Source organism: Protaetiibacter larvae (genome assembly GCF_008365275.1).
GTDB lineage: Bacteria > Actinomycetota > Actinomycetes > Actinomycetales > Microbacteriaceae > Homoserinibacter > Homoserinibacter larvae.
On the sequence record NZ_CP043504.1, the window covers coordinates 1,136,928 to 1,162,341 of the forward strand.

At 70.6% G+C, this 25,414-nt stretch carries 23 protein-coding genes; 18 read left to right on the plus strand and 5 right to left on the minus strand.

Annotated features, from left to right (window positions below):
* Positions 1-7: 7 nt before the first annotated feature.
* From FLP23_RS05335 to FLP23_RS05375, 9 genes are all read left to right on the plus strand, one after another.
* Positions 8-2,512: a hypothetical protein gene (locus FLP23_RS05335; protein WP_149324905.1), complete on the plus strand. Its 2,505-nt coding sequence runs from the start codon at positions 8-10 to the stop codon at positions 2,510-2,512.
* 53 nt (positions 2,513-2,565) lie between these two features.
* Complete coding sequence (locus FLP23_RS12215; protein WP_168200379.1) at positions 2,566-3,762, plus strand: hypothetical protein; 1,197 nt, start codon at positions 2,566-2,568, stop codon at positions 3,760-3,762.
* A gap of 36 nt (positions 3,763-3,798) precedes the next feature.
* Positions 3,799-5,391: an immunoglobulin domain-containing protein gene (locus FLP23_RS05345; protein ID WP_168200380.1), complete on the plus strand. Its 1,593-nt coding sequence runs from the start codon at positions 3,799-3,801 to the stop codon at positions 5,389-5,391.
* 179 nt (positions 5,392-5,570) lie between these two features.
* Positions 5,571-6,689: an LPXTG cell wall anchor domain-containing protein gene (locus FLP23_RS05350; protein ID WP_246140069.1), complete on the plus strand. Its 1,119-nt coding sequence runs from the start codon at positions 5,571-5,573 to the stop codon at positions 6,687-6,689.
* On the plus strand, positions 6,682-7,386 hold the full coding sequence (locus FLP23_RS05355) for a hypothetical protein (protein WP_149324907.1): 705 nt from the start codon (positions 6,682-6,684) through the stop codon (positions 7,384-7,386). Before FLP23_RS05350 ends, FLP23_RS05355 begins: the two co-directional genes overlap by 8 nt.
* Positions 7,383-8,315, plus strand: coding sequence for a sortase (locus FLP23_RS05360; RefSeq protein ID WP_246140070.1), 933 nt, complete (start codon positions 7,383-7,385; stop codon positions 8,313-8,315). The genes FLP23_RS05355 and FLP23_RS05360 overlap by 4 nt, the downstream gene beginning before the upstream one ends.
* Positions 8,316-8,674: 359 nt before the next feature.
* Positions 8,675-9,424 carry a phosphate ABC transporter ATP-binding protein gene (locus FLP23_RS05365; protein ID WP_246140097.1) on the plus strand — a complete coding sequence of 250 codons (750 nt, stop codon included), beginning with the start codon at positions 8,675-8,677 and terminating at the stop codon, positions 9,422-9,424.
* A 155-nt stretch (positions 9,425-9,579) separates the two neighbouring features.
* The gene (locus FLP23_RS05370) at positions 9,580-9,936 is read left to right on the plus strand and encodes an ArsR/SmtB family transcription factor (RefSeq protein ID WP_149324908.1); all 357 of its coding nucleotides are present in this window, start codon (positions 9,580-9,582) and stop codon (positions 9,934-9,936) included.
* Between the two features lie 40 nt (positions 9,937-9,976).
* Positions 9,977-11,632: a SulP family inorganic anion transporter gene (locus FLP23_RS05375; RefSeq protein ID WP_149324909.1), complete on the plus strand. Its 1,656-nt coding sequence runs from the start codon at positions 9,977-9,979 to the stop codon at positions 11,630-11,632.
* Positions 11,633-11,667: 35 nt separating this feature from the next.
* Here the strand turns inward: FLP23_RS05375 and FLP23_RS05380 are convergent, their stop codons facing one another.
* Positions 11,668-11,937, minus strand: coding sequence for a hemagglutinin (locus tag FLP23_RS05380; RefSeq protein WP_149324910.1), 270 nt, complete (start codon positions 11,935-11,937; stop codon positions 11,668-11,670).
* A 128-nt stretch (positions 11,938-12,065) separates the two neighbouring features.
* Here FLP23_RS05380 and FLP23_RS05385 point away from each other — a divergent pair, with 128 nt between their 5' ends.
* The gene (locus tag FLP23_RS05385) at positions 12,066-13,871 is read left to right on the plus strand and encodes an ABC-F family ATP-binding cassette domain-containing protein (RefSeq protein WP_149324911.1); all 1,806 of its coding nucleotides are present in this window, start codon (positions 12,066-12,068) and stop codon (positions 13,869-13,871) included.
* A gap of 13 nt (positions 13,872-13,884) precedes the next feature.
* On the opposite strand, the gene FLP23_RS05390 is transcribed toward FLP23_RS05385, so the two are convergent.
* From FLP23_RS05390 to FLP23_RS05405, 4 genes are all read right to left on the minus strand, one after another.
* Positions 13,885-14,868, minus strand: a complete 984-nt coding sequence (locus tag FLP23_RS05390; RefSeq protein ID WP_149324912.1) for an SRPBCC family protein — start codon at positions 14,866-14,868, stop codon at positions 13,885-13,887.
* A gap of 31 nt (positions 14,869-14,899) precedes the next feature.
* Positions 14,900-15,238: an ArsR/SmtB family transcription factor gene (locus tag FLP23_RS05395; RefSeq protein WP_149324913.1), complete on the minus strand. Its 339-nt coding sequence runs from the start codon at positions 15,236-15,238 to the stop codon at positions 14,900-14,902.
* A 74-nt stretch (positions 15,239-15,312) separates the two neighbouring features.
* On the minus strand, positions 15,313-16,773 hold the full coding sequence (locus FLP23_RS05400) for a hypothetical protein (RefSeq protein WP_149324914.1): 1,461 nt from the start codon (positions 16,771-16,773) through the stop codon (positions 15,313-15,315).
* Positions 16,766-17,758: a hypothetical protein gene (locus FLP23_RS05405; RefSeq protein ID WP_149324915.1), complete on the minus strand. Its 993-nt coding sequence runs from the start codon at positions 17,756-17,758 to the stop codon at positions 16,766-16,768. The genes FLP23_RS05400 and FLP23_RS05405 overlap by 8 nt, the downstream gene beginning before the upstream one ends.
* A 140-nt stretch (positions 17,759-17,898) precedes the next feature.
* Between FLP23_RS05405 and FLP23_RS05410 the strand changes: the two genes are divergently transcribed.
* The 8 genes from FLP23_RS05410 to FLP23_RS05445 all read left to right on the plus strand — a co-directional run bounded on the left by FLP23_RS05410 (position 17,899) and on the right by FLP23_RS05445 (position 25,413).
* Positions 17,899-19,005 (plus strand): response regulator transcription factor, encoded by a 1,107-nt coding sequence (locus FLP23_RS05410; RefSeq protein WP_149324916.1) that lies wholly within the window; start codon positions 17,899-17,901, stop codon positions 19,003-19,005.
* A gap of 153 nt (positions 19,006-19,158) precedes the next feature.
* Complete coding sequence (locus FLP23_RS05415) at positions 19,159-20,538, plus strand: FAD-binding oxidoreductase (protein ID WP_149324917.1); 1,380 nt, start codon at positions 19,159-19,161, stop codon at positions 20,536-20,538.
* A gap of 164 nt (positions 20,539-20,702) precedes the next feature.
* Positions 20,703-21,392, plus strand: coding sequence for a GntR family transcriptional regulator (locus FLP23_RS05420; protein ID WP_281290309.1), 690 nt, complete (start codon positions 20,703-20,705; stop codon positions 21,390-21,392).
* Positions 21,393-21,540: 148 nt separating this feature from the next.
* On the plus strand, positions 21,541-22,608 hold the full coding sequence (locus FLP23_RS05425; protein WP_149324919.1) for an isocitrate/isopropylmalate dehydrogenase family protein: 1,068 nt from the start codon (positions 21,541-21,543) through the stop codon (positions 22,606-22,608).
* A complete protein-coding gene (locus FLP23_RS05430) occupies positions 22,605-23,036 on the plus strand; it encodes a VOC family protein (protein ID WP_149324920.1) in 432 nt (143 codons plus the stop codon). The genes FLP23_RS05425 and FLP23_RS05430 overlap by 4 nt, the downstream gene beginning before the upstream one ends.
* Positions 23,037-23,077: 41 nt before the next feature.
* Positions 23,078-23,812 carry a haloacid dehalogenase type II gene (locus FLP23_RS05435; protein WP_149324921.1) on the plus strand — a complete coding sequence of 245 codons (735 nt, stop codon included), beginning with the start codon at positions 23,078-23,080 and terminating at the stop codon, positions 23,810-23,812.
* A gap of 52 nt (positions 23,813-23,864) precedes the next feature.
* Positions 23,865-24,890 carry a Bug family tripartite tricarboxylate transporter substrate binding protein gene (locus tag FLP23_RS05440; RefSeq protein ID WP_149324922.1) on the plus strand — a complete coding sequence of 342 codons (1,026 nt, stop codon included), beginning with the start codon at positions 23,865-23,867 and terminating at the stop codon, positions 24,888-24,890.
* Entirely contained in the window at positions 24,883-25,413 is a 531-nt protein-coding gene (locus FLP23_RS05445) for a tripartite tricarboxylate transporter TctB family protein (protein ID WP_149324923.1), read from the plus strand. The genes FLP23_RS05440 and FLP23_RS05445 overlap by 8 nt, the downstream gene beginning before the upstream one ends.
* Position 25,414 lies beyond the last annotated feature (1 nt).

Here is a 25,414-nt window from a genome sequence, read left to right on the forward strand (position 1 = left end):
CGCCGCCGTGTCACCCGAGTCCTCCCGCCTGCGCGCCCGCACGACCGTGCGATCCGGCGTCGCCGGGGCGATCCTGGCGGTGCTCACGTGGAGCGCGCTCACGGTGGCGGGGGTCGTGACCCCTCCGAGCGAAGCCCGGGCCGCCGACGGCTCCGCGGTGACCGTGACCGCGCAGCAGCAGGATCCGGACTACCTGGAGGCGCCGTTCCCGAACCTCAGCGTGACCGTGTCGCAGACGCAGGACCTCGTGCAGCAGGGCATCGAGGTGAGCTGGTCGGGGGCGAGCGCCTCCGTGCCGCCCACCTCGTCGAGCGGCGGACGCAACTTCCTGCAGATCTTCCAGTGCTGGGGAGACGACCCGACGAACGCCCAACGCCCCGATCGCACGACCTGCCAGTACGGCGGGGTCGCGAGCTACGGGGCGACGCGGGACGCGACGCGCGTGTACGAGTACGAGGAGATCCCGGAGCAGGATCAGCCGTACTCGGCCCCCCGGGCGAGCGACTTCGAGGGCGCGTACACCTCGATCCCGTTCCGTGGACGGGACGGGGGCGTCGTCAGCTCCCTCACGACCGGCGCCGGCGGGGTGCGCACGCGCGACACCACGGTCGACGTCAACAACAACAAGTACTTCAACCTCAACTCCACCAACGAGGTCTCCTGGGCCGGGTCGGGCGTCGACGGCAAGGGCTCGATCTCGTTCGAGATCCAGACCACCATGCAGTCGCCCGGCCTCGGCTGCGGGGATGCGGTCGAGCTCGGCGGCGTGATCCAGGGCGCGTCCTGCTGGCTCGTGATCCTTCCGCGCGGGCGCGCCGACAACGGCTCGGCCGCCATCAACCAGTCGGGACTGTTCTGGGAGAGCTGGAAGCACGCCCTGGCGGTGCGGATCGGCTTCGCCCCCGTCGGCGCGCGCTGCCCGGTGGGCGCGGCGGAGCGGCAGCTCGCGGGCAGCGAGGTCGCCTCCCTCGCGGTGCAGTCCTGGCAGCCGGTCGTCTGCAAGGAGTCCGGCGGTGCGGTGTTCTCGCACCTGACGAGCGCGGAGTCCGACGCGCTGCTGTCCGCCGCGACGACGCGCAACGCGGCGCTCGCGCTCACGAGCTACCCCTCGGTGGACTCGGACGACCTCGTCTACGCGCCCGTCGCCCTGTCGGGGATCGCGATCAGCTTCGCCGTGGACCGGAATCCGAGCCCCTTCCTCGAGCTTCCGGACGGCTACGGCGCGGCGGCGCGACAACCGTTCGAGGAGCTGAAGCTCACCCCGCGTCTGCTCGCGAAGCTCCTGACGAACTCGTACTGGGGATCCCTCCCGCCGGAGCTGGATCGCTCCTACCTCGACCCCGACAATCCCGAGAACATCACCAAGGACAAGGAGTTCCTGGCGCTCAACTCGGCCGAGTGGGCGTACCAGGTGCTCGTCGCGCCGTCGGTGGCCGACGTGCTGATGCCGCAGGGGCGCTCCGATGCGGCGCGGGCCGTGTGGACGTACATCATGTCCGACCCGGAGGCCGCCGCCTTCATGGCGGGCCAACCGGACCCGAACGGGATGGTCGTCAACCCCTGGTACGCGACCGACGCGGCCAAGAACCCCACGGGGACCGCCTTCTCGGCGCCGCGCGACAACTTCCCCAAGGCCGACCCGGCCGAGGTGGTGCCGCCGCAGCGCGACCCGGTGAACGTCGTGACCTGGCGGCCGTACGTCAACGACCTCGACTCCTCCGCCTACTTCACGCTTCGCGGCGACGGCCAGACGCTCGGCGAGTGGGACCCGAACAGTTCACCCGCCAAGTACAACAAGGGCGGCAGGTCGCTGCCCGGATTCCAGCGCGTGCTCGGGATCACCGATGCCGCGGCGGCCCAGCGCTACGAGGTCCACGTGGCCGCGCTGCGCAACCCCGCCGGTCAGTTCGTGCAGCCGACGGAGGCCGCGATGCTCGCGGCGGCGGCGGTCATGCAGCCCGCGACGGCCGGCGGAGCCGTGCGCGAGTTCTCCGCGACATCACCGGCCGCGGTCGGTGCGGGATCCGCCTACCCGCTCACCGTCCCGGTCTACGCGGCCGCCGATCCGGCGCTCCTCGACAGCGACGTGCGGGCCGACTACGCGGAGTTCATCCGATTCGCGGCCACCGACGGCCAGACCGCGGGTGTCGCGCTGGGAGAGCTCCCCGCCGGCTACGCCCCGCTCCCCGCCGGCTGGGTCGACCAGGCGCGCGCCGCGGCGGACCAGCTCGAGACCGGGGTCTCGCCCTCGCCGTCGCCGTCGCCGAGCTCCGGAGACGTCCCGTTCCCCTCGGGAAGCGGATCGGGCGGCTCCTCGACGCCGGTCGACACCGAGCAGCCCGACGCCGAGGGAGACCCCGCGCCCGCCCTCAGCTCGGTGACGACCCCGGTCGACCCGGAGGCGGCGGTCGGCGGAGCACTCCCCGTCAGCCTGCTCGCCGGGCTCGGCGCCGCCCTCGTGAGCGGGATCCTCTCCCGTCGCAAGGCGATCAGACCTTGGGTCGCGCGATAGCGCTCGGCTCGAGCCGGACAGCGGTCCGGAACCACCCATCGAAAGGAACAGTAGTGAAGCTCAAGAAGATGGCTGCGGTCGGCGCAGCCTTCGGCATCGCTCTGGCCGGGGTCGCTGCGGCGTCTCCTGCTCAGGCAGACCCCGTGACCGACGGATACGTCATCGTCGGCTCCGACACTCTCCAGGACGCGGTCGGCGCCCTCGCGAACGGTTTCAACAACAGCTGGTCGAGCGGCGGCGTGCCGGTCACGAGCTTCGTGCGCACCTCGGGACTCGGCAAGGTCGTCGCCTCGTGGGACGCCTTCGCCCCCGGCATCACGGGCGGCATCGGCACCATCCAGACGAAGTCGACCGGCCCGGTCTTCCCCCGTCCGTCGGGCTCCGGCAACGGCAAGAACGCGCTCATCGCCTCCTACACCGGCAACCCGTGGAACGTCAGCTCGACCGCGCTGTACGTGAACGCGGGCCTCGCGGGCAGCTACGACATCGACGGCCAGATCGACGCCTCCCGCTCCTCGAGCGAGGGCACCGTGAACGGCGCAGGCACCTACTCCTACCTGCCGTTCGGTCAGGACGCCGTGTCGTACGCGTACAAGGCCGGCGCGGGCGTAAGCGCCGCGTCGATCAGCTACGTGTCGTCGCTCAGCTCGACCGCCCTCAACGCCATCTACACGAGCGCCAGCAACACCACCGTCCCCGGCCAGTCCGACGTCATCGTTCCCCGCCTGCCGCAGAGCGGTTCGGGCACGCGTGACTTCTGGCTCAAGGCCCTCAACGGCGGCACGGGCGCCATCACGCCCGGCGCGGCGTCGAACCCCACGGCCACGACCCTGGCCGAGAACAACGGCAACGTGCTGAACCCGGGTGCGGGCGAGATCTGGATCATCCCGTTCTCGGTGGCGAGCTACGTCGCGCAGGCCAACGGCGTGGCCCCCGCGAACACCACCGCGGGCATCACCCTCGGCAGCCCGGACGGAACCGCCCCCACGACGGGCGCCGCGCCGAGCCTCACCGGCAATAACGACCTCTACACGGGGACGTACGGCCGCACGACCTACATCATCGTCCCCTGGGCCCGCATCACCGCAGGCCAGCCCGGTTACGACGCGGGCCTCGCCGCCGCGCTGAACCCGTCGAGCTCGACGAGCCTCACCTACTGGGGCGCCTCGAACCAGGGCAACACCTCCAAGGCCGTGAAGCTCAAGTTCGGCTTCCAGCAGCCCGTCAACTCCGCCTACCGCTCGAACTGACCACCACCGAATCGAACCTGAAAGGCAATGAGCCCCATGAAGAAGAAGATCGCCATCGCGGCAGTCGCCGCGACCGCGCTTGCTCTGCTGACGCCCATGTCGGCGATGGCCGATGCGAACACCGCCCCCACGGTCGGTTCCGCGACGGGCCAGACCTCTGAGGCGTTCTGGATCCTGAACGCCGAGACCACCGAGCCGCTCCCCGTCGGGGGCAGCGTGCCGATGTCGCTCGACGTGTCGGGCAGCAACGCCGCCGGAGTCTCGCCGATCACCGCCCCCACGGGCGCGGCGAGCTTCAGCTTCATCTCGCCGCGTGGGCAGGAGCGCAACCAGAACGCCTGGAACGCCTACCTCACGCTCGGATCGGCCGCGGTCCTCGCCCTGCCCCCGATCACCCCGTCCGGCCTCACCTCGGCGGGCTTCGGCTCGCCGGCGGGCATCGGTGCGGTGTCGCTCGCGGGTGGTGACTACTCGCTGGGTCTCGCGTTCGTCGAGGCGGGCGAGGTGACCAAGGTGGAGTTCACCTACATCACCATCGTCCCCGGCAACATCGCCACCACGACCTACACCTACGCGCAGCCCGCGGTGGTCATCCCGGTCGCGCCGTCCGTCACCACCGACCCGACGAGCCAGTCGGCCGTGGCCGGCGACGACGTCACCTTCACCGCGGCGGCGACGGGCACCCCGACGCCGAGCGTGCAGTGGGAGTCGGCTCCGTCCGCATCCTCCACCTTCACGCCCATCTCGGGTGCGACCTCGGACACCCTCACGGTGAACGACGTCCAGCTGGCGAACACCGGCACGCAGTACCGCGCGGTGTACACCAACTCGGCCGGCACCGACACCTCGGCCGTGGCCGTGCTGACGGTGACCCCGGAGCCGGTCGTGAAGCCGGTCGACGGCGACGCGAACGAGCTCGCGAGCGTCACGCTCGGCGAGGGCGAGACGAGCCTCGTGCTCGAGGGTACCGGCATCCCGGCGGGCACCTACGGCGTGTGGGCGTGGTCGGTTCCGACCCAGCTGGCGAACGCCACGGTGAACGCGGACGGCGACGTGACCCCGATCGAGCTGTCGGGCCTCGACAACCCGGTCGGCGAGCACACCGTCGCCCTGGTCGACATCGCCACCAACGAGGTCGTCGCCTGGCTCCTGGTCACCCTGTCGAGCTCGACCTCGTCGGTCACCGACCTCTCGGTGGACGTGCTCACGAGCAACAAGTTCGCGCTCGAGGGGGTCGCCGCATCGGTCGACCTCGGCGACGCCGCACGTGGTGCGAGCACGAGCAACGTCCTCCCCGCCTTCACGGTGACGGATGACCGCGCGCTGCTCCCCGGTTGGGACCTCACCTCGGCCGTCGACGACTTCGTCAACGCCGCGGCGGGCAACGACACGATCGACAAGTCGGCTCTCTCCATCGAGGCGCGCAAGGTGGGGGCTGCCGTCGACGGCATCACCGCCAAGGGCCTCTTCGTGGCCGGCACCAGCAACCTGTTCGCCGAGGGCCTCGCCAACTCGTCGACGCCCTCCACCGGCACCCAGTTCGACGCGAACCTGACCTTCCTGGTTCCGGCGGACGCCAAGGCCGGCACCTACACCTCGAAGCTGACCCTCACCCTGACCTCGAAGTGACCCTTCGGGTCGAGTGACCGGCTCGACAAAGACAACTGAACAGACGGTGCGGGGGGTCGCGTGCGGCCCCCCGCACCGTCGCATGCGCGCGGCGCGGCCCGAACGGGGCCGGCGCAACCTCTCGTCCGCTCCGCGTTTACCTCGCATTCAGGCCCCCGCGTCCCCCGCGTCGTCGCGTCGTGCGGGAATTGCATGTGCTCACCCCCACGTCGTCCGCGCGCGCCATCCGGCGAGTCCTCGCCTCCCTCGCGCTGCTGGCCACCGCCCTGCTCGTGCTCGCCCCCGGGTCCGCGTACGCCGCCGACGGCGACGACGAGGCGGGTGTGTCGCTCCGCCCCGCCGAGCCCTCGGGCGCCTTCGACGGCCGCACCAACTTCCGCTACGCCGTCGACCCCGGGCAGACCGTGCAGGACTACGCCGCCGTCGTCAACACGGGGTCCGAACCCCAGGACTTCACCATCATCGGCACGGATGCCTTCAACGACGAGAACGGCGACTTCGCGCTCCTGCCCACCGACGACGCACCCGAACTCGTCGGACGCTGGATCAGCTTCGAGAACGGCGAGAACCGCATCACCGTGACCCTGCAGCCCGGCGAGGGCCGACTGATCCCGTTCACCCTCGCCCTGCCCGCCGACGCGACCCCCGGCGACCACGTCGGCGGCATCGTGGCGTCCGTGTTCACCGCCCAGGGGCAGGTGCAGGTGGACCGTCGCGTCGCGATCCGGCTGTACGCGCGGGTGTCGGGCGATCTGCAGCCCGCACTCACGATCAACTCGCTGAACGCCTCCTACAACGGCGACTGGTGGAACCTGCTCTCCGGAACCGTCACGGTCGAGTACACCGTCACCAACCCGGGCAACGTGGCGCTCGCCGCCAACGTGGAGGGCGGCGTCAAGACCTGGTTCGGCATCCCGGTGGCGAAGCAGACCAGCAGCGCGATCAAGGAGATCCTGCCCGGCAACTCCGCGTCGTACGCGTTCGAGCTGCCGCGCATCGCCCAGCTGCTCTACCTCAACCCCTACGTGAGCATCGTGCCCTTCGTCGACAGCGACGACGTGTCGAGCTACGTGCCGGCGGCCCCGACCTCGCGAGACACCGCGCTCTTCGTGGCGCCGTGGCTCGTGCTCATCGGCCTCGCCGTGGCGGGCCTTGTGGTCGCCCTCGTGCTGCGCCGTCGCCGCCGCGAGAACGCGCGGGCCATCGAGTGGATGGAGCAGACCGAGAAGCGCGTCCGCGAGGAGGCTCTCGCCGCGCCCGAGGGGATGCGGGAGAAGGAGACGAGCAGGGGTGCCTAGCGCGAGCATGCTCGGCGCCCTGGGCCTCCTCGGGCTCGTGGTGATCTCCTCGCTGCCGACCTTGCTCCTCGACCCGAGCGGTGACGACGGGTCGAGCAACCTCGGCGTCACGGTGATCGACCCCTCCGCGACCGCATCGCCGCAGCCGTCGCCCAACCCGTCCTCCGGTCCCTCCGGGCCGCGCGGCGGGGGCGGTGACGAACCCGCGCCGCGGCCCGCCGAGCCGGCGCCGGATGCGGAAGAGCCCGGCCCGTCCTGGGTCGTGCTGAGCGGTCTCGACAACACCGTACACGGGGAGGTCAACCCGCTCCGCGGCTGGGTGCACTCCGTCGTGAGCGTCGCCAACCGTTCCGAGACCGAGACGGTCAGCGGCACCCTCACCTTCCGGTTGCGTTCGACGCTCGGCCTGCAGCTCGGCCCCGCCCTCACGCGAGACGTCGACCGCATCGAACCGGGCGAGACGGTGCTGAGCGAGGTCGATCTGTACGGGGTCGGGCAGTGGCCGATGGTGCAGGTGTCGGTGACCTTCGAGCCGGACGACGCGGACGGCCAGGGCCCCATGACGCGCGAGGCGTGGGTGCTCACCCTGCCCTGGCTGCTGCTCGCCGGCCTGGTCCTCGCGGCCGCAGCGGCCGTCATCCTCTGGCTGCGGCGCCCGCAGCTCGTGCGTCCGCTTCGTGCGCGGAGCGCCACGTGACCGCGCCCGCGACCGTCGAGCGCGCCGCACGGCCCGCCGTCGTCCGCCCGCCGAAACGCCCGCCCATCCAGTACGTGCCGCTGTCGACCGGGCGCCGACTCGCGCAGGGCCTCTTCCAGATGGTCGCGGTCGTGCTCCTGGCGTTCGTCCTGGATGTCGGGGTCGTCAGCCACCTCCAGCACGCCGTCGCGCAGCAGCAGCTCTACAACACGCTCCGCGCGCAGCTCGCGGAAGGCGTGCTCCCGGTCAGCGAGGGGAACGTCGACGACATCCTGCTCGCCGACGGGGTGCCGGTCGCCTACCTCGAGATCCCCGAGATCGGGCTGCGCGAGGTGATCGTCGAGGGCTCCGATTCGGGCACCCTCATGAGCGGCCCCGGGCATCGCCGGGACACCGTGCTCCCGGGGCAGGAGGGCTTCAGCGTCATCCTCGGTCGCGCGGCGGCGTTCGGCGGTCCGTTCAGCCGGATCCAGGAACTGCCGCCGGGGAGCGAGTTCACCGTGGTGACCGGTCAGGGCGAGCAGACCTTCCGCACCATCGGCGTCCGCTACGCGGGCGACCCCACGCCGCCCGCCGTCCAGCCGGGCGAGTCCCGGCTCGTGCTCCAGACCGCGCGAGGGGTGTCGTTCCTGCCCTCGGGCGTCATGTACCTCGATGCCGAGCTCGTCGGCGATGCGCAGGCGCGCGGCGCCCGCCAGACCACGGTGGCGAGCCTCCCCGACGCCGACCTCGCCCTCGGCGTCGACACCTCGACGGTGTGGGCGCTCGTCTTCGCCCTGCAGTTCCTGATCGCCGTCGAGCTGGCGGCCGTGCTCACCCGCCCGCGGATCGGACCGCGCAAGGCGTGGATCGTGTTCGCGCCGCTCATCACCCTCGGTGGCCTCTGGGTCGCCACCCAACTCGTGCTCCTGCTCCCGAACCTGCTGTGAACGGATCGACCATGACCGACATCACCCGTACCGACGAGCCCGAAGAGGAAGAGGAGGAGGAACTCGTCCTCGACGAGGAGCGCGTGCTCGCCGCCCTCGAGCCGGTGGCCCCGCTCGAACCGCTCGCCGCCCCCGAGCCGGTGGCCCCCCTCGAGCCCGTCACGGCCGTCCTGCCGTCGCCCGACGCGGGCGCCCCGTTCTGGCGATCCGCCGTGACGCGCTCGCTCGCGGTCGTCGGACACCGTCGCAGCTACGGGCCCAAGCGCGCCGGCGCGACCACCGTGCTTCCGGTCGTCCCGGCAGCCGCGACACCGCCCCCGCCGCCGCCGCGCGAGCTCGCGACGCTCGAAGCGCGCGGCATCACCGCCTGGTTCGGCGACCACCAGGTGCTCGACCGCGTTTCGCTCACGATGCCGGCCGGCGTCATCACCTCGCTCATCGGGCCGTCCGGGTGCGGCAAGTCGACCTTCCTGCGCATCCTCAACCGCATGCACGAACTCGTGCCCTCGGCGTCTCTCGCGGGCGAGGTGCTGCTCGACGGCGACGACATCTACCGGGCCGACCGTCCGTTGACGGACGCCCGCAAGAGCATCGGCATGGTGTTCCAGAAGCCGAACCCGTTCCCCGCGATGTCGATCTACGACAACGTCATCGCCGGCCTCCGCCTCACCGGGATCAGCGCCGACCGCGACCGCAAGGACGAGCTCGTGCAGACCTCGTTGCAGCGCGCCGGTCTCTGGAACGAGGTGAAGGATCGCCTCCGCTCGCCGGGCGGCGGGCTCTCCGGCGGTCAGCAGCAGCGCCTGTGCATAGCGCGGTCGCTCGCCGTGATGCCGCGGGTGCTGCTCATGGACGAGCCGTGCTCCGCCCTCGACCCCACCTCGACGCGCGTGATCGAAGAGACGATGCTCGAGCTCGCGCACGAGGTGACGATCGTGATCGTCACCCACAACATGCAGCAGGCGCAGCGGGTGTCGACGCAGTGCGCGTTCTTCCTCGCCTCGCAGGGCACGCCCGGCGCGATCGTCGAGTACGGCGACACGGAGGCGATGTTCTCGGAGCCGATCGACGCGCGCACCTTCGACTATGTGAACGGCCGATTCGGGTAGCCCGCCCCGGGTGATCGCGGAGCGCCGCGAAGCGACTCCACCCGAGGTGATCGCGGAGCGCCGCGAAGCGACTCCACCCGAGGTGATCGAGGAGCGCCGCGAAGCGACGCGTCTCGAGATCACCGCCCCCGCTCGCGCGATATGATGATTTCATCATGCCGTTCAGTCACACCGAGCGCCCCCTCTACGAGGTGAAGGCGGGCCTGTTCAAGGGTCTCTCGCACCCGTTCCGCATCCGCCTGCTCGAGCTGCTCGCCGACGGGGAGGAGCACACCGTCGCCGAGCTGCAGGCGGCCACCGGCCTCGAAGCCTCGCACCTCTCCCAGCACCTCGCCGTGCTGCGCCGACACCGCCTGGTCGAGTCCGACCGCCGGGCCAGTCACGTGTACTACCGGCTCGCACATCCTGATGTCGCCGAGCTGCTCGCGGTGGCCCGGCGGCTGCTCGTGACGTTCGTCGCCGAGGACGGCGCGCGGCTTCGCGCGGTCGAGTTCCTCCCCGCGCTACCGTGATCACCCGCGCGCGATGAGGAGCGCTGCAGCGTTGGGCAGAATGAACCGCACGCTCGCCAGGGTCCGCGGCCTGCTGCCGGCGGCGGCCGACTACGCGTTGCTGCGGCGCAGCTGGCGCGGCGACCTGCTCGCGGGCGTCACGGTGGGCATCGTGGCGCTGCCGCTCGCCCTCGGTTTCGGCATCTCGTCCGGCGCGGGTGCCGAAGCCGGCATCGTCACGGCCATCGTCGCGGGCGTCGTGGCCGCGGTGTTCGGCGGATCGAACGTGCAGGTGTCGGGGCCCACCGGCGCGATGGTGGTCGTGCTCGCGCCCATCGTCGCGAGCCACGGCGTCGGCGCGGTCGCGCTCGTGAGCATCCTGGCGGGTGTCATCGTGCTCGTCGCGGGGGCGGCACGGCTGGGGCGCGCCGTCTCGTTCATCCCGTGGCCGGTCATCGAAGGCTTCACCCTCGGCATCGCGGTCATCATCTTCCTGCAGCAGGTGCCCTCGCTCACCGGACCCGCGCCGCACGGCGGATCCTCCACGAACGTCGTGATCGCCGCAGTGGCCTCCCTCCTGGCGGCGGATCCCGGCTACCTGCTCTGGGCGCTCGGCGCGGTCGCAGTCGTCGCGGCCTGCATGATCCTGCTCCCCAAGCTGCACCGAGCGATCCCCGGCTCGCTCGTCGGCATCGTGCTCGTGACCGTGCTCGCGGCGCTCGTGCCCAACCCGCTCGCCGAGATCGGCGCGCTGCCGCGCAGCCTCCCCGCGCCCACCTTCCCCGCCTTCGATCCCGGCACGCTCGGCGAGCTCGCGCTCCCCGCGCTCACCGTGGCGGCGCTCGCCGCCATCGAGTCGCTGCTGTCCGCGCGGGTGGCGGCATCGCTCGCCGACACGGGACCCTACGATCCGGATCGCGAACTCGTCGGCCAGGGTCTCGCCTCGGTCGCCGCGGGGCTGTTCGGAGGCATGCCCGCCACGGGCGCCATCGCCCGCACCGCGGTCAACGTGCGCTCGGGTGCCCGCACCCGGCTCGCTGCGGTCGTGCACGCGGCCGTCCTGCTGCTCGTGGTGCTCGTCGCCGCCCAACCGGTCGGGCTCATCCCGCTCGCGGCGCTCGCCGGGGTGCTCATGGTGACCGCCGTGCGGATGGTGCACCTCGCGACCGTGCGATCCATCGTGCGCTCGACCCGTGCCGACGCGCTCGCCTTCGTGATCACCGCGATCGTCACCATCTCGGTCGACCTCATCGTGGCGGTCGTGATCGGGATGCTCGTCGCCGGGGTGTTCGCCATCCGCAGCCTCTCGCGGGCGACCGGGGTGGCGCGCGAGCCGCTCCCCGGCGAGGCGGTGGCCGGCGATGAGCGCATCGCCATCATCCGCCTCGACGGGCCGCTGTTCTTCGCCGCCGCCGACCGGGTGTTCGACACGGTGACCGCCCTCGACGGCGTCTCGGTGGTGATCCTGCGGATGTCGCAGCTCGAGCTCGTCGACGCGACGGGCGCGCACGTGCTGAGCGAGATCGTGCGGCGGCTCGAGGCGCGCGGGGTGACGGTGCTCATCAAGGGGGTGCGGGAGGGGCACGTGGTGCTGTTCCGCACGGTCGGCGTGCTGGGCGCCCTCCGGCACCACAAGCACCTCTTCGCGGAGCTGCCCGCGGCGCTCGCGCACGCCCGCAGCCACATCGAGCGCGAGCGCGCCGCCTCAGCTGATTGAGGAGCGCCGCGCAGCGACGCGTCTCGACACCACCGTCACCGCTCGGGGCTCTCGCCCCACACCTTGCGGGTGATGGCCGACACGTCGCGGTCGAGGTGGTCGATCCGCACCTCGACGGTGTCGAATCGCGCGTTCATCTCGCGGTGGACCGCCTCGAACCGCGCGTTCATCTCGTCGCGCAACCCGTCGATCGCGGAGGTGGTCGACCGCATCAGCAGCGTCGTCATGAGCGTCATTCCGCCGAGCATGACGGCCGCGAAGACGCCGATGAGCGTCCAGATCTGCGGGTCGTTCACGGGCTGCATCCCCTCATTGTGCCGTCGTCGCGCCGATCCTGCCAGGCATCGACGGAGCCGCGTGCAGGATGGGCGCCGGGTGGGGAGCGTACCGTCGTCGGCCGATTGGGCGGGACCCGAGCACCTAGGCTCGACGGGTGGCACACCTGCTCGGCGCCGAGAGCATCTCGCTCTCGTACCCCACCAAAGACGTGTTCGACGACGTGACCGTCGGGCTCTCCGACGGTGACCGGATCGGCGTGGTGGGCCGCAACGGTGACGGCAAGTCGACTCTGCTGCGCATCCTCGCCGGCCGCACGACGCCCGACGCAGGCCGCGTGACGCGCCGCGGCGGGGTGACGGTCGGCATGCTCGACCAGTCGGACACCCTGCCCGAGGACGAGCGGGTGGGCCACGCGATCGTCGGCGACCGGGCCGAGCACGAGTGGGCGGGCGACGCGAAGGTGCGCGACGTCATCCGCGGCCTCGTGCGCGACATCCCCTGGGATGCCCGCATCGGCGAGCTCTCGGGCGGCCAGCGGCGCCGGGTGGCGCTCGCGGCGCTGCTCAGCCACGACTGGGACGTGCTGTTCCTCGACGAACCCACCAACCACCTCGACATCGAGGGGGTGGCCTGGCTCGCCGCGCACCTGAAGACCCGCTGGCCCGCCAACCAGGGCGCACTGGTCGCCGTCACCCACGACCGTTGGTTCCTCGACGAGGTGTCCACCGACACCTGGGAGGTGCACGACCGCATCATCGAGCCCTTCGAGGGCGGGTACGCCGCCTACATCCTGCAGCGCGTGGAGCGCGACCGGATGGCGGCGGCCACCGAGTCGAAACGGCAGAACCTGCTGCGCAAGGAGCTCGCCTGGCTGCGCCGCGGCGCCCCCGCCCGCACGAGCAAGCCGAAGTTCCGCATCGACGCCGCGAACGAGCTCATCTCCGACGTGCCGCCGGTGCGCGACCGCGTCGCGCTCGAGAAGCTCGCGGTGTCGCGGCTCGGCAAGGACGTCGTCGACCTGCTGGATGTGTCGGTCGCCTTCCCGGACGGCGCGGGCGGCGAACGGCAGGTGCTGCGCGACATCGAGTGGCGCATCGCCCCGGGGGAGCGCACCGGCATCCTGGGGGTGAACGGCGCCGGCAAGTCGACGTTGCTGGGGCTCGTGGCGGGCACGGTGGCCCCCACCTCGGGGCGGGTGAAGCAGGGCAAGACGGTGAGGATCGCCGTGCTCGACCAGCGGCTGGCCGAGCTCGACGACATCGCCCAGGATCGGGTGGCCGAGGTGATCGGACGCCAGCGCGCGAGCTACCGGGTGGGCGGGGGAGCCGAGCTCACGCCCGGCCAGCTGCTCGAGCGGCTCGGCTTCACGAGCGCGCAGCTCTCGACCCCGGTGAAGGACCTCTCGGGCGGCCAGAAGCGGCGGCTGCAGCTGCTGCTCATCCTGCTCGACGAGCCGAACGTGCTCATCCTGGACGAGCCGACCAACGACCTCGACACCGACATGCTCGCGGCGATGGAGGACCTGCTCGACTCCTGGCCGGGGACGCTGCTCGTGGTCAGCCACGACCGCTACCTGCTCGAGCGGGTCACCGACCAGCAGTATGCGGTGCTCGACGGGCGGCTGCGGCACCTGCCGGGCGGCGTGGAGGAGTACCTGCGGTTGTCTACCGCCGAGTCGGCTGGTTTCGATACGCCGCCTCCGGCGGCTACTCAACCGGCGAGTGGCGCCCCCGGCCTCACCGGCGCGGAGCGCCGCACCGCCGAGAAGGAGCTCGCCGCGGTCGAGCGGCGGATGGCGAGGGTGGCCGACGCGATCACCGCGCAGCATGACGCCTTCGCGAGCGCCGACCCGTTCGACTACGCGGGGCTGCAGGCCCTGCAGCAGCAGCTCGCCGAGCTGGAGTCCGAGCAGCGGCACCTCGAGACCCGCTGGCTCGAGCTCAGCGAGCTTCTCGAGTAACCCGACCCCGCGGTCACACGCTCGCGAGGATCTCGCTCTCGAGCCGCTGGTAGGAGGCCTCCATGCCGGTGGTCATCCCGGTCGCGAGCACCATGTCGCGCTGCGCCACGTCGGGGAAGCTGATGATCAGCGTGAGCAGGGTGATGCCGCCGTCCTCGTCGAAGCTGAGGTCGTTGACGTTCGCCGGGAACGGTGCGCCCGTCATCCGCTCGGTCGTCACGATGCGGCGCTCGGGATCGATGACGAGGTTCTCGCCGTCGAAGCCGAACGGCTCCCCGACCGTGTCGCCGACCGGCGCCCAGGCGTTGCGGTACGAGCCACCCACGACGAAGTCGTTCTCGCAGGCGGTCATCTCCCAGCCGCCCGGCCCGAGCAGCCACTTCCTCATGAGCTCCGGCTCGGTGTGCGCCCGCCACAGCAGGTGGCGCGGCGCCTCGAACGCGCGCGTGATGCGCACATGTGTGTCGTCGAGCACCTCGGTGACGGTGCCCTTGCCGAGCGCGTATTCGCGCAGCTCGGCGAGCACGACATCGAGCTGCCCGAACGCCTCGCGCATTCCCTCGGCCTGACCCATGGCGAGCACCTGCTCGAGCGCCTCCAGGGTGGGGGATTCCGACACCGCGGTGAGGCGCGATCCGGTCGCGGTGCTCTCGAACAGCAGCGTCATCCGTCCGGACGGCACCGAGGTGTCGATCTCGCCTTCGGCGTCGGCGAAGGAGTCGAGCACGACGATGCGGTCGGGCTCCTCGATCTCGCTGAAGTCCCAGCGGCCATAGAACCGTTCGCCTTCGGGGCTCGTCATCCAGTAGTGCGCGATGCCGCCCGGGCGCAGCTCGTAGCGGTCGAAGGTCGCGGGATATCCGGGCGGACCCCAGAATCGCTCGAGCTTGCGGGGGTCGGCGAAGGCGCCCCAAAGGCGCTCGACCGGCACCGGGAAGTCGGCGACGACCGTCAGCGTGAGCGCTTCGGTGTCGGTGGTGACGGAGGTCACGGGCATCGGTTCTTCTCCTTCTTCGGGGCGGGCGCGGTCAGTCGTCGGCGGCGAGCAGCGCGTCGAGTCGGTCGATGCGGGAATGCCAGAGTTCGGTGTAGGCGTCGAGCAGGCGCCGCGCCCGCGCGATCGTCTCCGGATCGGCGCGCACGATCCGCGTGCGGCCTCTCGGCTCCTTGGTCACGAGTCCGGCTCCTTCCAGCACGGCGACGTGCTTCTGCACGGCGGCGAACGACATCGCGTAGGCGGCGGCGAGTTCGCTCACCGTCGCGTCGGAGGACGCGGTTCGGCGCAGGATGTCGCGGCGCGTCGCGTCGGCGAGCGCCTGGAAGATGCGGTCGACCTCCGCGTCGCTGAGCTCCATTCGTACAACCATTTGGTTGTACGTTACGACGCGACCGCGAGGATGTCAACGCCCCTCCGATCTGGGAGCGGCCCGAGCGAGAGCGGTTAGTCGAGAAAGTAGCTGCGCACCTTCTGCTCCGAGTCGAGAACCTCTCCCGCGGGCACGCCGACTGCCCGTGCGAGTTCAGCCGATCCGACGAGTGCGGCCTCCACATCAGGCGAGAAGGCACGCTCGAGAATCTCGAAGTAGTCGGCCAGACTCTCGTCGAGTCTGTCGATGAGTTCCTGGTATTCGGCGGCGAGTCGCTCGTCGAGCACCCGCTGCTCTTCGACGTAGCGCGCGATGAGTTCGGCCTCCCGCTGGGAGAGGGAGGCTGCGGCAGCCCGGTACATGACCATACCGACGCTGTTGCCGATCACCGCCCCAAGGACGGGGACGGGGATGAGAGCCTGCCCGATGAAGGAGGACAGGGCGCTCACGGCCGCTTCCAGAGAGACGAGTTCCGCGTTCTCAATGAACTCCAACTCGTCGATCTCGCCGCGTCGGAGCTTGTTCGCCTGCTCGGCGATACCGAAGGCGGCGGTGACGATCGCGCTCGCGACCGCAGCGGATGTGGCGGTGAAGTTCGTGAGCGTGTACACGCTGAGACCTCGGATCGCGCCCTTGGCGACTCCGAAGCCCGTCGCGTCGACGATGTCGGTCCAGTCGCTGCTGGTGAAATCTCGGAGCCTTGTGCCCTGGCGACGCTTCTCGACGATGGCCAGCACGAGGGTGGTGCCTCCCTCAACGGCTGCGGCCGCGAATGTGGCTTTCGCGCCCTCGGCGAGCCCCGGCCGGCTTCTGACGTAGGCGGCATCCCGGCGGGACTGGTCGCTGAAGCGGAGGGACTCCTTCTCAGCTTCAAGTGTCGAGCCGTAGACCCCCTTCTGTACCGCGTGGTAGTCCAGGTTTGAGGGTTCGAGCGATTCGATGCCTACTGATCCCTCCTCGAAGAAGGCCTGGACCCGCTCCCAGTCGTTGAACGAGGGGCCGTCACCGCTGCGCGTGAGCAGCTTGCTCGCTTCCGCGCGGGGCAGCGCATGCAGTCGCTGGATTGTCTCGAAGTGGTCGCTGGGGAGCTGGTATTTTCCGCCGTTCTTGACGAAGTCGGGGTACTTCGTGAGATGTTCAGCGATGGCACCGAGGCCGAGGCGGCCACCGGCCTGGACGAACTTCTGCTGGATATCCACACCGCCGCGGATCAGGTCCACGGGTCCGTTGTCGTTCACCCATTGGTAGACGGCACCCTCGCCGATGATCTGGCTTCGGGCGTTTCCAACGCCCACCTCGGCCACCTCGGCGATGAAACCGTGCATCCCCTTCACGCCTCCACGGTTGGTGGCGATCACTTCGAGGTCGATCTTCCGGATCGCTTCATCGACGCTGGCAATGGCGTCCTTGAGATTCAGATCCTGGCGGTGAAGGGCGTTCAGCAGACCGTCGAGGCGCGCCTGGTTGAGATAATTCACCCAGGCTGCGACGGCCTGCTCCTGAGTGCTCTTCGCGAGCCTCAGGATGTCATTCATCGTCGTCGACCTGCTCGATGCGCTCGCTGAGCAGCAACGCGCACGCCTTCGCGTTGTTGACGAGCGCTGCGAGCTGGGACTGTTGCGGGGCGGACAACGCGACGAAGTCGGCACCGAAGAACTCGAGTGCCTTGCTGTAGCTCTCCAGGAGCAGCTCGCGGAGGGAGGTGCTGCGCTGGAGGAGGTCAGCGATTTGAGCATCCATGCCCTTGACGAGTGCGACGTTCTGCTTCACCGCGGTGAGTGCCTGCTCCCTCTCCTCGCGGTTGTCCATCTTCTTCTTGGCGAACAACGCGATCGACACGAGGAGGGTGGCTCCTGCGACCGTCCATCCGATCGGACCCGCGAGCGCGAGCAGCGCACCACCCGTCGCCACACCGCCGCCCCCCGCGGCAAGAGCCCCTCCTCCGAGCCAGGCCAGGGCCGCGCTCGATGCCGCCGCCCCAGAAAGCGTCGAGATCGCGGTGCCCGTTGATGCGACACCGAAGGTGGTCGCGGCCCACAGCGCCGCCGTTGGCGCCAAGCTCGCGACCGCCGCGCCAGCGGCGAACCCCGCGCCTGCCCCCGCGGCCGACTTTCTCGCAGCCGCGAGATCCATTCGGGCGAATTCTTCCGCCTCCAGGAATTGAGCCCTGTGGATGTCGATGTCCTCGAATTCGGCCTCGAACGACTTCGGAGTGTTGGCGATGCTGTTCACCAGCCGCTCGACGAGCTCGATGAGATCCGTCGATCGTTCGCGTTGCCGCAGAAGGGTGACCCCCTTGTCGTTCATGGCGGTGAACGCGGCGTTGTAGTCGATGATGGCGTCCTCGTACGGATCCGTCTTCTTCGCCGTCAGTTTCTCGATCGTTTCTTCGGCCGCATCCTTGAGATCCCCGACCTGCTCGACCGCCTGCGCGGAGGCGCTACGCGCAAACTTGCCGATGCTGTCGACGGCCTTGCCGAGGCCTTCCTTGGCCTTGTCGACCGCGGGCGACTCACTCATGCCATCTCCGAACTGTGTTGTTGCTCTCTCATGCGAGAGGCTATCGATCGCAGGCGACAACGGGCACTACTCGCGAGCGGGCCGAGCGCCCCAGAGATCTGGGATGGTGCCCGCCCCACCGCCCGCGCCACACTGGGTTCATGCTGAAGGACGTCGCCGCCGCCCGCGCGCGCGGGGACATCGACGTGCTCTCCCGCGCCGGGCTCGGGCTGGAGGACTTCCTCACCGAGGCCGTCGACTCGGTCCATCGCGCGGTGCCCTGGGTCGCCGCCTGCATCAGCACGCAGGATCCCGCCACCCACATCCTCACGAGCGCCCGCAAGTACGGGGCGCTCGAAGGGCGCAACGAGCACGACGGCCTCTGGGCCCGCCTCGAATACGGCGGCGACGATCCGACGAACTTCCTCTCCCTGTACGCCACGGGCCGCACGGCCGTCGCGATGCAGCTCGCGACCGATGGCGGCATCGAGCGCTCGGTGCGCATGGGGCAGCTCATGCGGCCGCACTACGACTTCTGGGACGAGACCCGGATGATCTTCGCCGACGGCGACACCTATTGGGGCACGATGTCGCTGTTCCGCGGCTCGGACGAAGCGGCGTTCGACCCGGTCGAGGTCGGCTGGTTGCAGTCCCTCGCGCCGCTGCTCGCCCGGGGCGTGCGGGCCGGTCTCGTCGCCGGAAGCGTCGCGGATGCCCGCAGCCCGTCGGCGGGGGTGAGTCTGACGATCGTCGACGGCTCGGACACCGTCACGCAGATCAGCCCGGGCGCCGAACGCCGTCTCGCCCAGCTGCTCACGGACGAGCGCAGCGCCCACCCGATGAGCATGATCGCCGCCCTCGCCGGCGCCGCACGGCGCTACGGGCGCGGCGAGCTTCCCACCCCGCCCCGCGTGCGGGTCCGCACCGCGGACGGCGAGTGGCTGCTGATCCAGGCGTCGCCGCTCTCCGGGGCGGATGCCGGGGCCGTCGCGATCATGATCGAGGACGCCGCACCGGTCGACGTCGCGGGGGTGCTGCTGGCCGCGCTCGAGCTCACCGACCGGGAGCGCGAGGTGCTGCGCCTCATCCTGCGCGGCGCCGACACCAAGACGATCGCCGCGGAGCTGTTCCTCTCGCCGTACACCGTGCAGGACCACTGCAAGGCGATCTTCGAGAAGGTCGGCGTCCGCTCGCGCCGCGAGCTCATCGCCCAGCTCATGCACCACCCGGGCGACGCCGTCCACGGCGACGACGCCCCCTCGTCGTAGCCCTCCGCGCCGGCACGGCCGCGGCATCCCAGAGTTCTGGGGTCGAGATCCCCCCGCCATCCGGGATGGTCCAGCATCGCGCCGCCCGCGAGACTCCCTGATGGCCACCCTTCCCCGCCCGCGCGTCGCGGGCCGAATCACCCAGGAGTCCTCATGTCCACCAGCCTGAACGCCCTCCACGCCGCGGATGCGCTCGCCGAGCGCCTCGGCGACCTCGTCCAGCTGCCCGGCGACCCCGCCTACGACGCGGGTCGCGCCGCCTGGAACAGCGCGATCGACCAGCGCCCGGCCGCCGTCGCGCGCCCGAGCAGCGCCGAGGAGGTCGCCCGCATCGTGCGGGTCGCCGCCGAGCTCGGTCTGCGCGTCGCGCCGCAGAGCACCGGTCACGCCGCCGGCGAGCTCGCCCGGCACGAGCTGTCCGACACCGTCCTCATCCGCCTCGATCGCCTCACGGGCGTCACCGTCGACCCGGATGCGCGCACCGCGCGGGTGCTCGGCGGCACCCTGTGGCAGGACGTCATCGCCCAGACCGCGCCGCACGGGCTGACGGCCGCGCACGGCAGCGCGGGCGATGTCGCCGTCGCCGGCTACGCGCTCTCGGGCGGGATGTCGTTCTACGGCCGCCGCCACGGGCTCGCGGTCAACGCGATCCGCTCCGTGCAGCTCGTCACCGCGTCGGGCGAGATCGTCACGGCGAGCCACGATGAGCACGCCGCCCTGTTCTGGGCCGTGCGCGGCGGCTCCGGTGCCTTCGGGGTCGTCACGGCGATCGAGCTCGAGCTGCTGCCGTACCCGGATGTGTTCGCCGGGGCCATGTTCTGGGATCTCGCCCGTGCCCGCGAGGTGGTCACGGCCTGGCGCGACTGGGCTCTCACCGCGCCCGAGTCGGTGACGACGACCCTGCGCATCATGCACCTGCCGCCGCTGCCCGAGCTGCCCCCGTTCCTGTCGGGGCGCTCGATCGTCGTGATCGACGGCGCGATCCTCGACGGCGACGAGCGGGCGGCCGCCGTCCTCGCTCCGCTGCGGAAGCTGGACCCGGAGGTGGACAGCTTCGCACGCATGCCCGCCGAGGGGCTGCTGAAGGTGCACATGGATCCCGACCACCCCTCACCGTCGGCGTCGGCGCATGTCGTGCTGGGCGAGTTGAGCGATCACGCGATCGAGCGCTTCGTGTCCGCGTGCGAGGCGAAGGGGCTGCTCATGATGGGTGAGCTGCGTCAGCTCGGAGGCGCCTTCGGCGTCTCCCCGGCGCTGCCCGGCGCCGTCTCGCGGCTGGAGGGCGCCTTCGCTCTGTACGCGCTTGGCGCCGTCCCCGCGCCCGAACTGCTCGTGCCAGCGACGGCCGCGGCTCGCGGCGTCGTGGACGCCGTGGCGCCGTGGCGCACCGGCTCGGTCGCGCTGACGATGTCGGACGGCAACGGCGATGGACGCGAGGCGAAGTTCGGTGCGAGCGCCGAGCGTCTGGCGAACGAGGCTCGGCGCTTCGACCCGGCCGGGGTGTTCGTCGCGGCACACGCCGTGCGGGGCTGAGGGCGTCGGGCATGCCGGGGAGCATGCCCGTTCCCTCGAGCACGCCGGACGTTCGCCAACGGGAGCAACGGGGTCCGCCTGCCGGGCCGGACGGCGCTCGCGGTAGCATGGGTCGATCGGCGAGAGCCAACTGTCAAGAGTTTGTTGTCAACAATCGGAGAACGATGGGCATTTCGGATTTCGCGCCTCCTCTGGCGTCATCCCCTGCGCTCTCGAAGAACGTGGTGGACATCCTTCGCGAGATGATCACCAACGGCACCTTCGGCGCGGGCGAGCACCTCAAGGAGGCCGAGATCGCGCTGTCGCTCGGGGTCAGTCGCGGCCCGGTCCGCGAGGCGCTCGCCGAATTGGCCAACGAGGGGCACATCGAGCTCCGCCGGCATCGCGGTGCATTCGTCGCCGAACTCACGCGCCGCGACGTGCACGAGGTGTACAGCCTGCGCCTCGCGCTCGAGCGGCTCGCCATGGAGCGCGCCGCGACCCACATGACGCCCGAGATGCTCGCGCGCTTCGACTCGACCCTCGAGCTCATGAAGCACGTGCCGGGCGACTACACGCCCGAGCAGGCGGTCGAGCTGAGCCTCGCCTTCCACGATCTCGTCTACGAGGCGGCGGATCACCAGCGCCTCTGGCGCGCCTGGATGTCGATCCGCAGCCACGTCGCGCTGTTCCTGCGTTCGCGCAACGCGCACCACCACGACTTCCTGGATGTGGGCTACCCGGAGCACAAGGTGCTGCGCGATGTGCTCGCGGCGGGGAATGCCGACCAGGCCGTCCGCCTCGTGGAGGAGCACATCCAGCGCCCCTACGCGTTCCTGCTCGAGGACCTTCCGGAGGACGGCTCGGAGGTCTGAGGCCCCCCACGGGGGATGAGTTCGTCGTCTCGTGCAGATTGTCAACAATAAACGCTTGACAGTTTTCAACCGCGGTGATGTGATGGTCGAGACCCACCGCCGATGACGACGAATGAGCGCTCTTCGGCCCGACCCGAGAGCGATCCCCGTGAGCAGTTACCGCATCGTCACCATCCCCGGTGACGGCATCGGCCCCGAAGTCACCGCCTCCGCCCTCGAGGTGGTCGAGGCGGCAGCGCGGGCGCACGGCGGGCTCACCCTCGAGGTCGAACAGCTCGACGCGAGCGCCGAACGCTGGAAGCGCACCGGCGTCGCGCTGCCGGATGAGGCGCTCGCCGCCGCGGCGGAAGCCGACGCCATCCTCATGGGCGCAGTCGGCCTGCCCGACGCGCGCCACCCCGACGGGCGCGAGGTCAACGGCGACGTCATCCTGCGCCTGCGGTTCGAGCTCGACCTCTACGGCGGCATCCGCCCGGTGCGCTCCTTCCCGAACGTCGCCACGGCGCTGCGCTCCGACGAGCCCATCGACTACGTGATCGTGCGGGAGAACGTCGAAGGCCTGCTCGCCTCGAGCGTCACCCGCATCCGCGACGAGGTCGCCATCGACAACCTCGTCATCACCGCGACCGGCACCACCAAGGTGAGCGAGCTGGCGTTCCGGCTCGCCGAGCGCCGCGCCGGCAAGCGCCGCGTCGCCTGCGTCGACAAGTCGAACGCCGTCGCCGCCTACGCCTTCTTCCGCGAGGTGTTCGACCAGGTGGCCGCCCGCCACCCCGACATCACCCCCGACCACATCTACGTCGACGCGATGACCGCCTACCAGGTGCTCGACCCGCAGCGCTTCGACGTGGTCGTCACCGAGAACATGTTCGGCGACATCCTCTCCGACCTCGGCCCCGCCACCGTCGGCGGCCTCGGGCTCGCCGCCTCGGGCGACGTCGGCGACGCGCACGGCATGTTCCAGCCGAGCCACGGTTCCGCCCCCGACATCGCCGGGCGCGGCATCGCCAACCCCACCGCGACCATCCTCTCGGCCGCCATGATGCTCGACTGGCTCGGCCGTCAGCACGACGACGCGGATGCCGTGGAGCTCGGCCGGGTGATCGACGACGCGGTCGTGCGCGTGCTCGCCGCGGGCCAGGTGCGCACCCCCGACCTGCGCGGCACCGCGACGAGCGCCGAGTTCACCGCCGCCGTGATCGGAGCCCTCGCGTGAGCGCCGCCGAGGCCCGCATCGCCCGGCGCGTCGACCACGTGGGCATCGTGGTCCGCGACGCGCAGGCCGCGATCGACTGGTACGCCGACTCCTTCGGCTTCGTCGTCGACAGCGACGAGCTCATCCACGGCGACGCGCACAACGTGCGCCTCGTCTTCCTCGTGCCGGGCGCGGACGCCGCCCCCGGCGCCACCGCCCTGCAACTGCTCGCGCCGTTCGCCGACGGCCCCATCGGCCGCTACCTCGCCGAGCACGGCGAAGGCCTGCACCATGTGTGCTTCGCCGTCGACGACGTCGCCGCGACCACCCGCGCCCTCGGCGACGAGAGCACCCAGCCGTTCGTCGGCGGGAAGGGGCGCCTGTGCTCCTTCCCGAGCGGCGTTCCGTCCGATGTCCGCCTCGAGCTGGTCCAGGAGGAGCCCGCATGAGCACGACGACACCCATCGCACCACCCAAGGAAGAGGAATACATGTCCCCACGACCGAGCGGGCCTCTCGCCCAGGTCAAAGCTCTCACCTTCGACGTCTTCGGCACCGTCGTCGACTTCCGCAGCAGCATCATCGCCGAAGGCCGCCGGCTCTCGGCGCTGCACGGCGACGCGCCGGTCGACTGGCCGGCCTTCGCCGACCAGTGGCGCGCCGAATACCGTCCCGCGATGGATCGCGTGACGGCCGGCAGCGAGACCTGGATCAACGTCGACAACATCTATCGCCGCGCGCTCGACATGCTCATCGAGAAGTTCGGCATCGACTGGCTGAGCGAGGAGGAGCTCGCCGAGTTCAACCTCATCTGGCACCGCCTGGAGCCGTGGGGCGACTCGGTGCTGGGCCTGGAGCGGCTGCGCAAGCGCTTCATCCTGGCGACGCTGTCGAACGGCAACGTGCGCCTGCTCGTGGACCTCGCGCGCCACGCGAAGCTCCCCTGGGACATGGTGCTCAGCTCCGAGCTGGTGCGCGCCTACAAGCCGGACCGCCGGATGTACCAGTCGGCCGTCGACTACCTGTCGCTCGAGCCGCAGGAGATCATGATGGTCGCCGCGCACCAGTACGACCTGCGCGCCGCCGCGGAGCTCGGCTTCCGCACCGCGTTCGTCATGCGCCCGCTCGAGCACGGCCCCGAGTTCCAGGTCGATCTCACGATCGACGACGACTTCGACGTGGTCGCCAACGACATGGTCGACCTCGCTCGGCAGTTGGGTCTGTAAAGGCCTGTCACCAACCCCCACCAAGAGGCATTCCAAAGGAGGATTCGCCAACATGTTCACCAGAACCCATCGGACGCGGGTCGGCGTCGTCGCCGGCATCGCGCTCGCGGCACTCGCGCTCACCGGATGTCAGGCCAAGCCGGCCGACGCCGGTGCAGCGGACGCCGACTTCCCCTCGCAGCCGTTCACCATCACGGTCCCCTCGGGTCCGGGCGGCGGCCTCGACCAGCTCGGACGCTCGGTGCAGCTCGCGCTCACCGAGTCGGGTCTCGTGTCGGGCAACATCCAGGTGTTCAACAACCCGGGCGCCGGCTCGATGCTCGGCCTCAACCAGTTCGTCCGCGAGGAGGAGGGCGAGCAGTACCAGCTGCTCGCGGTCAGCGCGGTGCTGCTCGGCGCCGAGAAGACCTCCGACATCAAGGTCACGGTCGAGGGCGACACCACGCCGATCGCGGCGCTCGCCTCCGAGTACCTGACGATCGTCACCCGCCCCGACTCGGGCATCAAGGATCTGAAGGGCCTCGTCGACAAGCTCAAGAAGGATCCGGGCAGCGTCAACATCGTCGGCTCGGTCGCCGGAAGCCTCGAGCAGGTGCTCATCGGTCTGCTCGCGCAGTCGCAGGACATCGACCCGGCCGACATCAACTACGTGCCGTACGAGAACGCGAGCGAGCAGGTCACGGCGCTCCTCTCGGGCGACGCGGATGTCTCCGTCATGGGCATCTCGGAGATCCTCTCGCAGCTGCAGGACGGCTCGGCGATTCCGCTCGTCGTCTCCAGCCCCGAGCGGCTCGACGGGGTCGACGCCCCCACCTTCGAGGAGGCGGGCCTGCCGGCCGACCTCACGATGGCCAACTGGCGCGGCATCGTCGGCCCTCCGGGACTGTCCGACGCCCAGCGCGACCAGGTCGTCGACCTCATCGCGAAGATGCGCGAGACGGATCAGTGGAAGGAGATCCTCACGGCCAAGTCGTGGGCGGACACCTTCATCGGGGGCGCCGACTTCGACGCCTACCTGAAGTCGGAGTCCGACCGGATCGGCAACGCCATGAAGGGTCTCGGTCTGATCGATGGCTGATGTCCAGCCGACGGAGAACCCCGCCGACGCCGAGAGGCGTCGGCGGGGGATCCGCCGAGAGCTCGTCATCGTGGGCGTGGTTCTCGTCGCGTTCTCGGTGCTGATCGGCGTCATGTCGATCCAGCTCGCCGCGCGACGGAACTTCGAGCCCGACAGCTCGGGCATGTTCCCCCTCATCGTCGGCGCCGGTCTGCTGCTGTTCAGCATCCTCTTCCTCGTGCAGTCCATCCGTCCCCGCGACGAGGGCTACCTCGAGGAGCACATGGAGGGCGAGAAGCAGCGCACCCGGATGCGGGTCGTGGTCTGGGTCGTGCTGGTCCTCGTCGCCTACGCGGCGCTCGTGGCGCTGATCGGGTACACGATCGCGACCGCGGCACTGTTCGTCGGCGTCTCCCGCCTCCTGGGCGAGAAGCGCTGGTTCCTCAACGTCGGAGTCGGGGTGGCCATGGCGGCCGCCGTGTACTTCGGCTTCACCCTCCTGCTGGGGGTTCGACTCCCGGCCGGCTTCCTCGGATTCATCTGAT

What these genes read in the sequence shown, in the direction of transcription:
- FLP23_RS05345 (WP_168200380.1), top strand. Translation starts at nt 3,799, where the DNA reads ATGAAGAAGAAGATCGCCATCGCGGCAGTCGCCGCGACCGCGCTTGCT.
- FLP23_RS05370 (WP_149324908.1), top strand. Translation starts at nt 9,580, where the DNA reads ATGCCGTTCAGTCACACCGAGCGCCCCCTCTACGAGGTGAAGGCGGGC.
- FLP23_RS05375 (WP_149324909.1), top strand. Translation starts at nt 9,977, where the DNA reads ATGAACCGCACGCTCGCCAGGGTCCGCGGCCTGCTGCCGGCGGCGGCC.
- FLP23_RS05380 (WP_149324910.1), bottom strand. Translation starts at nt 11,937, where the DNA reads ATGCAGCCCGTGAACGACCCGCAGATCTGGACGCTCATCGGCGTCTTC.
- FLP23_RS05390 (WP_149324912.1), bottom strand. Translation starts at nt 14,868, where the DNA reads ATGCCCGTGACCTCCGTCACCACCGACACCGAAGCGCTCACGCTGACG.
- FLP23_RS05395 (WP_149324913.1), bottom strand. Translation starts at nt 15,238, where the DNA reads ATGGTTGTACGAATGGAGCTCAGCGACGCGGAGGTCGACCGCATCTTC.
- FLP23_RS05400 (WP_149324914.1), bottom strand. Translation starts at nt 16,773, where the DNA reads ATGAATGACATCCTGAGGCTCGCGAAGAGCACTCAGGAGCAGGCCGTC.
- FLP23_RS05405 (WP_149324915.1), bottom strand. Translation starts at nt 17,758, where the DNA reads ATGAGTGAGTCGCCCGCGGTCGACAAGGCCAAGGAAGGCCTCGGCAAG.
- FLP23_RS05410 (WP_149324916.1), top strand. Translation starts at nt 17,899, where the DNA reads ATGCTGAAGGACGTCGCCGCCGCCCGCGCGCGCGGGGACATCGACGTG.
- FLP23_RS05415 (WP_149324917.1), top strand. Translation starts at nt 19,159, where the DNA reads ATGTCCACCAGCCTGAACGCCCTCCACGCCGCGGATGCGCTCGCCGAG.
- FLP23_RS05420 (WP_281290309.1), top strand. Translation starts at nt 20,703, where the DNA reads ATGGGCATTTCGGATTTCGCGCCTCCTCTGGCGTCATCCCCTGCGCTC.
- FLP23_RS05435 (WP_149324921.1), top strand. Translation starts at nt 23,078, where the DNA reads ATGTCCCCACGACCGAGCGGGCCTCTCGCCCAGGTCAAAGCTCTCACC.
- FLP23_RS05440 (WP_149324922.1), top strand. Translation starts at nt 23,865, where the DNA reads ATGTTCACCAGAACCCATCGGACGCGGGTCGGCGTCGTCGCCGGCATC.
- FLP23_RS05445 (WP_149324923.1), top strand. Translation starts at nt 24,883, where the DNA reads ATGGCTGATGTCCAGCCGACGGAGAACCCCGCCGACGCCGAGAGGCGT.